Annotated in this window: 10 protein-coding genes and 1 pseudogene; 6 read left to right on the plus strand and 5 right to left on the minus strand. The window is 68.5% G+C overall.

What is annotated here, in order from left to right; genetic code table 11:
• Positions 1–308, plus strand: a pseudogene (locus RTU05_RS16645) (heavy metal translocating P-type ATPase); the annotation flags it as partial.
• Positions 309–327: 19 nt separating this feature from the next.
• Here RTU05_RS16645 and RTU05_RS16650 read toward each other — a convergent pair.
• Positions 328–756 (minus strand): DUF411 domain-containing protein, encoded by a 429-nt coding sequence (locus RTU05_RS16650; RefSeq protein ID WP_008263799.1) that lies wholly within the window; start codon positions 754–756, stop codon positions 328–330.
• A 947-nt stretch (positions 757–1,703) separates the two neighbouring features.
• Here RTU05_RS16650 and RTU05_RS16655 point away from each other — a divergent pair.
• A complete protein-coding gene (locus RTU05_RS16655; RefSeq protein WP_008261099.1) occupies positions 1,704–2,102 on the plus strand; it encodes a four-helix bundle copper-binding protein in 399 nt (132 codons plus the stop codon).
• Between the two features lie 40 nt (positions 2,103–2,142).
• Here the strand turns inward: RTU05_RS16655 and RTU05_RS16660 are convergent, their stop codons facing one another.
• Positions 2,143–2,547, minus strand: a complete 405-nt coding sequence (locus RTU05_RS16660) for a helix-turn-helix domain-containing protein (protein ID WP_040349355.1) — start codon at positions 2,545–2,547, stop codon at positions 2,143–2,145.
• A 62-nt stretch (positions 2,548–2,609) separates the two neighbouring features.
• Between RTU05_RS16660 and RTU05_RS16665 the strand changes: the two genes are divergently transcribed.
• The 3 genes from RTU05_RS16665 to RTU05_RS16675 are packed head-to-tail and all read left to right on the plus strand — an operon-like array spanning position 2,610 to position 3,606.
• Positions 2,610–2,996 carry an MFS transporter permease gene (locus RTU05_RS16665; protein ID WP_114818252.1) on the plus strand — a complete coding sequence of 129 codons (387 nt, stop codon included), beginning with the start codon at positions 2,610–2,612 and terminating at the stop codon, positions 2,994–2,996.
• Complete coding sequence (locus tag RTU05_RS16670) at positions 2,993–3,211, plus strand: GDCCVxC domain-containing (seleno)protein (RefSeq protein ID WP_114818253.1); 219 nt, start codon at positions 2,993–2,995, stop codon at positions 3,209–3,211. Before RTU05_RS16665 ends, RTU05_RS16670 begins: the two co-directional genes overlap by 4 nt.
• A gap of 35 nt (positions 3,212–3,246) precedes the next feature.
• Positions 3,247–3,606: a bleomycin resistance protein gene (locus tag RTU05_RS16675; protein ID WP_312599442.1), complete on the plus strand. Its 360-nt coding sequence runs from the start codon at positions 3,247–3,249 to the stop codon at positions 3,604–3,606.
• Between the two features lie 52 nt (positions 3,607–3,658).
• Here the strand turns inward: RTU05_RS16675 and RTU05_RS16680 are convergent, their stop codons facing one another.
• From RTU05_RS16680 to RTU05_RS16690, 3 genes are read right to left on the minus strand one after another with little or no spacing between them, the layout of a single operon-like run.
• Entirely contained in the window at positions 3,659–3,883 is a 225-nt protein-coding gene (locus RTU05_RS16680; RefSeq protein ID WP_008262058.1) for a hypothetical protein, read from the minus strand.
• Between the two features lie 10 nt (positions 3,884–3,893).
• Positions 3,894–4,277, minus strand: a complete 384-nt coding sequence (locus RTU05_RS16685; protein ID WP_008261639.1) for a copper resistance CopC family protein — start codon at positions 4,275–4,277, stop codon at positions 3,894–3,896.
• Between the two features lie 17 nt (positions 4,278–4,294).
• Positions 4,295–5,146, minus strand: a complete 852-nt coding sequence (locus tag RTU05_RS16690; protein WP_312599443.1) for a copper resistance protein B — start codon at positions 5,144–5,146, stop codon at positions 4,295–4,297.
• Between the two features lie 12 nt (positions 5,147–5,158).
• Here RTU05_RS16690 and RTU05_RS16695 point away from each other — a divergent pair.
• On the plus strand, positions 5,159–5,391 hold a 233-nt coding region (locus tag RTU05_RS16695), incomplete at its 3' end, for a hypothetical protein (protein WP_312599444.1).

Consider the following 5,391-nt stretch of genomic DNA (forward strand, 5'->3'; position numbering starts at 1 on the left):
CCCAGGCGGATGTCGGCATCGCCATGGGCGGCGGCACCGACGTGGCCCTGGAGACGGCGGACGCCGCCGTCCTGCACGGCCGGGTCAGGGACATTCCCGACATGATCGCCTTGTCCCGCGGAGTGATGGGCAATATCGGGGAAAACATCACCATCGCCTTGGGCTTGAAGGCGGTGTTCCTGGTCACCACCGTGATCGGGGTGACGGGCCTGTGGCCCGCCATCCTCGCTGACACCGGAGCCACGGTCCTGGTCACCGCCAATGCCATGCGCCTGCTGCGCTGGACGCCGCGTCGTCAACCGTCGTGACTGCCGGCGGTGCGCCTTCTCAGGCCCCGTTGTGGCGACCGAACACGCGGGTCGAACCGTCGTTGAGGATCAGGACGGTCGCATAGGGTTCGCGCCCGGCGGCCTCCATGCCCGGCGAGCCCGCCGGCATGCCGGGCGCGCTTAGTGCGCGGGCGGCGGGGCGTTCGCCGAGCAGCCGCTCGACATCGCTCGACGGAACATGGCCCTCGATGGCGTAGGCGCCGACCACCGCTGTGTGGCACGAGGCGAGGCGGTCCGGAATGCCATGCCGGGCCCGGATCGGGGCGAGATCCTCGCGCTCGACGACCTCGACGATCCAGCCCGCCTGGCGCATGTGGGCGATCCAGCCGCCGCAGCAGCCGCACCATGGCGTCTTGTAGGCGATCATCCGTTTCGGGGGCGCGGCGAGGGCCGGGCCGGGCACGGCGACCAGGGGCAGGCCGAACACGAGGGTCCGGCGGGACAAGCGCGGGCGAGTTTGAACCAAAGTGAGCGCTCCTTGGGAGTCCAAATCCCACCATGGCGGGCGCGGGCCGGTTTGGCGACGGGCGCAGTTGTCGCGCCCTGACCTGACGTCGCCCAGGCGTGGAGCGCCGGCTAAGCCCGCCCATATCGCAGCGGAACCTCTGGTAGAAGGCCCGCACCCGCCCGGGCAGGACACAGCCCCCTGCTCGGCCGGCGCGGCCAAGCGAATCCGTTCGCCTGAGGCGCCCGGGGTCTCGCAACCATGCCTTCGCTGACGTATCGCGACCGTACGAGGCCGGTCACGCAAGCGCTGATCCCCGCGGAATGGTCATGGGCGACGGGATTGAGGAGCCGGCGGAAGCCGGAGGCGAAGCGTCCGCTGCGGCTAACGTGGCGTCGAGAGCTAGCCCGCAGACGCTTGCGGGGCCCCGAAGGCGCCAAAAACTGCATGTGAGCGGCAACGGCCTCCGCCCGGCCGTATAAGGCGCAACACGGCGCGCGCGACCAACAGGCTGACTTTTCGCGCGGGCCCGCTCGCGAAGACGAGCCTTCGGCCCTCGAGGGCAGCGAGGACGAGGCCGGCCCGGCGCGCCCGGGCCGACGCATTACGTCCCTGGCTCAAGACCAGCGCCTCTCTGTTCCGGAGCCCGCCGACCCCACAATCTCGGTTGCGCCGCCGATTGTAGATGAACTCTCGCGGGCAAGTGCGGAGATCCAAATCGCAAGCGGTTCAGTGATCCGTGGTCGAATGCATGTGAGCTTGAGGTCGCCGGCCGGCCCCTGATGTCTGGTCCACCGCATTTCCACATGATCTCGGCTCGGCGAAGTACGGGTTTGACGAGGTCGGGAGGCGTCGCCGTTCGGAACATCTTCCCGGCGCCGGGGTTGGATCCAGATCACCCGAGGGAGCCTCCGATGCAAATCCAACCAATGATCAGCACCCACCCCGACGTACGCGGCAGCGTGAACGACAGCCTCATTCGCGCGATCGAAGCGGGCTACGGCTGCGCCGCCGTATGCCGCATCTGCGCTGACGCCTGCCTGGCCGAGGAGATGGTCAGGGACCTGACCCAGTGCATCCGGCTCGATCTCGACTGCGCCGATGTCTGTCTGGCTACGGCCGGGCTCGCCGTGCGGCGCGCCGGCAGCAACGAGGCCTTGATAAAGCGCATGCTCGAGACCTGCGCCGAGGCTTGCGCCGACTGCGCCATCGAGTGCGAGAAGCACGCCGAGATGCACGAGCATTGCCGTATCTGCGCCGAAGAATGCCGGCGTTGCGAAGATGCTTGCCGCGAGGCGGCCGCGTCGATCAGGCCTTCACGGCACTGAGGCTGACCGCTGTCATCGGCACAGGGTCGTAGCTTCGACGCTAGCTCGAGCCCAGCTCATCAATCACCGGGCACCTAACCCGCCCGCCTTCACTGCAGTCGGCCACAGCCTGCCTCAGCACTTTCCGTAGCCTCTGCAGATCCTCGATCTTGGCGTCCACGCTGGCGATGTGGTCTTGGGCCATGTCGCGGACTTCGCAGCACGCCTGAACGCCCGGCTCGCTCAGCGCGATCAGGCGCCGAATGGCGTCGATGCCGAAGCCCAGTTCGCGCGACCGGCGGATGAAGCGCAGGCGCTGGGCGTGTTCCGGCTCGTAGCTGCGGTGGCCGCCCTCGGTCCGGGCCGGCGCGGGCATCAACCCGATACGTTCGTAGTAGCGCACCGTTTCCAGGTTCACCCCGGCGCTGTCAGCGAGGCGCCCGATCGTCAAACTTCGTGCGGACATGGCTCTTGATCCTGTAGCGGCTACGGGTTGTAGCCTGTAGCAGAAATCGAACGGGAGGTCCCATGGCCATCGATTACGACCGGCCCCGCATGCCCGAGGTCGCCGTCAGCGCCTCGGCCGCCCTCGGCGGTGTCGCCTCGGTGTTCGCCTGGGCCGCGTGCTGTGTGTTGCCTCTGGCTCTGTCCGTGGCGGGCGTATCCTTCGCCGGCGCCGCGGTCATCGCGGGTGCGCGGAACTGGCTGACGCTTCTGGCCGCCGTCATCCTGGCCGCGGGCTGGCTGCTGCATTGGCGTCGCCTGCGGATGTGTCGGAAAGACGGGGCCTGCCGCCACCCTTCGCGGCTCGCCTTCTGGCTGCTGGTGATCGCCAGTCTGCTGATCGTCCTTTCCATGGCCTGGCAGCCGTACATCGAGCCGTGGGTCATGCCGCGACTGGCGGCCATGCGATGACCCCGGCCATCGTTCTGGATTCGACGCTGACCTGCCCGGATTGCGGTCATGTTGCGACGGAGACCATGCCCACCGACGCCTGCATCTGGTTTTACGATTGTCTCGGCTGCGGCATGAAGCTGAAGCCCCTACCCGGCGACTGCTGCGTGTTCTGCTCCTATGCCGACGTGCCGTGTCCGCCGATCCAGGTAGATGGCAAGGGGTGTTGCGGCTAGGCTACGGCGGCATTGCTGCATTCCCGGAGTTCGCCGTGACCGACCACGCCACGCCCAACCTACCGTCGCGGGATTTCGAAGTTACGTCCCAGTTCTACACTCGACTGGGCTTCGACCAGGACTGGCGCGACAAAGGCTGGATGATCCTGAAAAGAGGCGGTTTGACGCTGGAGTTCTTCCCGCATCCGGACGTGGATCCGCTGACCAGCAACTTCGGCTGCTGCCTGCGGCTGGACGACCTGGACGGGTTTTACGCAGGGTGCGTCGTTTCAGGATTGCCGAAAACCTGCTGGGGCCACCCTCGCCTGCACGCGCCGAAGCTTGAGGAGTCGGGACTGCGGATCGGCGCGCTCATCGACCCGGACGGAAACTTGATCCGCCTTATCCAGAACTGAGGCGTCCGGCGGCTCCCCCACGGGAAACCGCCGGAAACCATCGATGCGACGATCAGTTGTGGTCGGCGTGGCCCTGAGGCGCGGGCGTATCCGACGGCGCCGGGGCGGGCGGCGTCGGCTCGGGCGGGGCGGGCTCGGTCTTCATCTCGTCGCAGCAGCTCATGGCGGCGTCCGCGGCCATGTCCTTGCAGCACTCGCAACCTTCGGCGGCGAGGGCCGCGCCGGCGCTCAGGGTTAGGATCGCGCCGGCGGCGGCCAGCAGGTTGGAAACTTTCATCGTCGTTCTCCTAGTGAACCATAAAGCTGACCGAGCCGGACATCTTGTGGCCGTCCGGGCCCTCGGCGGTCCAGGCGGCAGTGTAGGTTCCTGGGGCCAGACGCGGAAGAGCCACGCCGACGGTCGCGGCGGCGGGCGCTGCGGGGACACTCACTTCGACCGGGGCCTGACCTTCGGCGGTGAGCGTGACCGTCTTGAGGACCATCGTATGCGGGAAGGTGACGCTGAAGCGTTCCGGCGAGCCCTGGGTCATCGCCCCGTTCGCGGGAGCCGTCGTGACTCCCGACTGGGTCGCGGCGGCCTGCGCCGGCATGCTGTGGCCGGCGTGCGGATCCTGGGCGGAGGCGGCGCCGGCGAAAGCCAGGGCCGCCGTGAGGGTGAGAATGCGGATCATGGGGTGGTCTCCTTCGGTTAGAACCAGGCCTTGAGGCCGACGATGAACCGGGTGTCCTCGGCCTCGCCGCCGCGGGCCTCGATGTAGTCGGCGGTGTCTCCAAGCGCGCGTCTCGACTCGACGCCGACGTAGGGAGCGAACTCCTTGCGGAATTCGTAGCGCAGTCGCAAGCCGGCCTCGACCGAGGACAGGCCCGAGCTGATCTCCAGTTTTGGAATGTCGCTGGCCGAAGCGTCGATTTCGAGGCGCGGCTGGAGGATCAGGCGCTGGGTGATGCGCTGGTCGTATTCGGCCTCGACGCGGGCGGTCAGGTCGCCCTCGGTCGACAGGAAGGCGGCGGCGTCGATCTCCCACCAGTAGGGCGCCAGTCCCTGCAGGCCGAGAACCAGATAGGTCGTGTCCTCGCCCTCAGGACGGAAGTCCTGCCGCACGCCAGCCTGCACGTCCCAGAACGGGGAGACGGCGCGGCTGTAGAGGGCCTGAACCTCGGCTTCCTCCAGGTTGCCGCCGAAATCGCCTTCGCCCTCAGACTTCCACCAGAACCGGTAGATGTCGCCCCCGCTCCAGCCCTGGACGTCCCAGAGCCAGGACTCCTCATCATCGCCAAGGCCAACCTCGAGACGGTCGATGATGACCGCCGTGGTGCGAACGTCGCCGTTCTCGCGGACCAGGGTCTGGCGCGCGGCGGCCATCGCGTCGGCGCCAAAGACGAGATCGGCGGCGTGGGACGGAGCGCCCAGGGCGGCGGCCGGCAGCGGGTCTTCCGGAGGACGGCCGGGATTGTCTGCGCTGGTCGGCGTATCGGGCGGTCTTATGCTCATCGTCGACATGTCATGTGCGGCGTGGGCATCGGCCGGGGCAGAGGGCATGGCGGACAAGTCATGGCCCGCATGCGGATCGGGCTGGGCGGGCGCCGGGGCCGTCATATCGTGGCCCGTATGGGGATCGGGGGCGGCGGGCGGAGCCGGCATCTGGTGGCCCGCGTGGGGATCGGCCGCGGGCGCCGTCTGCGCTGGCGGCATGACGTGACCGGCGTGCGGATCCTGCTCGGCGGGCCGTGCGGGCGTCTGAGGCGCGGCTGCTGGAGCCGGGGCGGGGCGCGACGGCGCCGGGG

The organism is Brevundimonas sp., from assembly GCF_032017145.1.
Lineage (GTDB): Bacteria > Pseudomonadota > Alphaproteobacteria > Caulobacterales > Caulobacteraceae > Brevundimonas.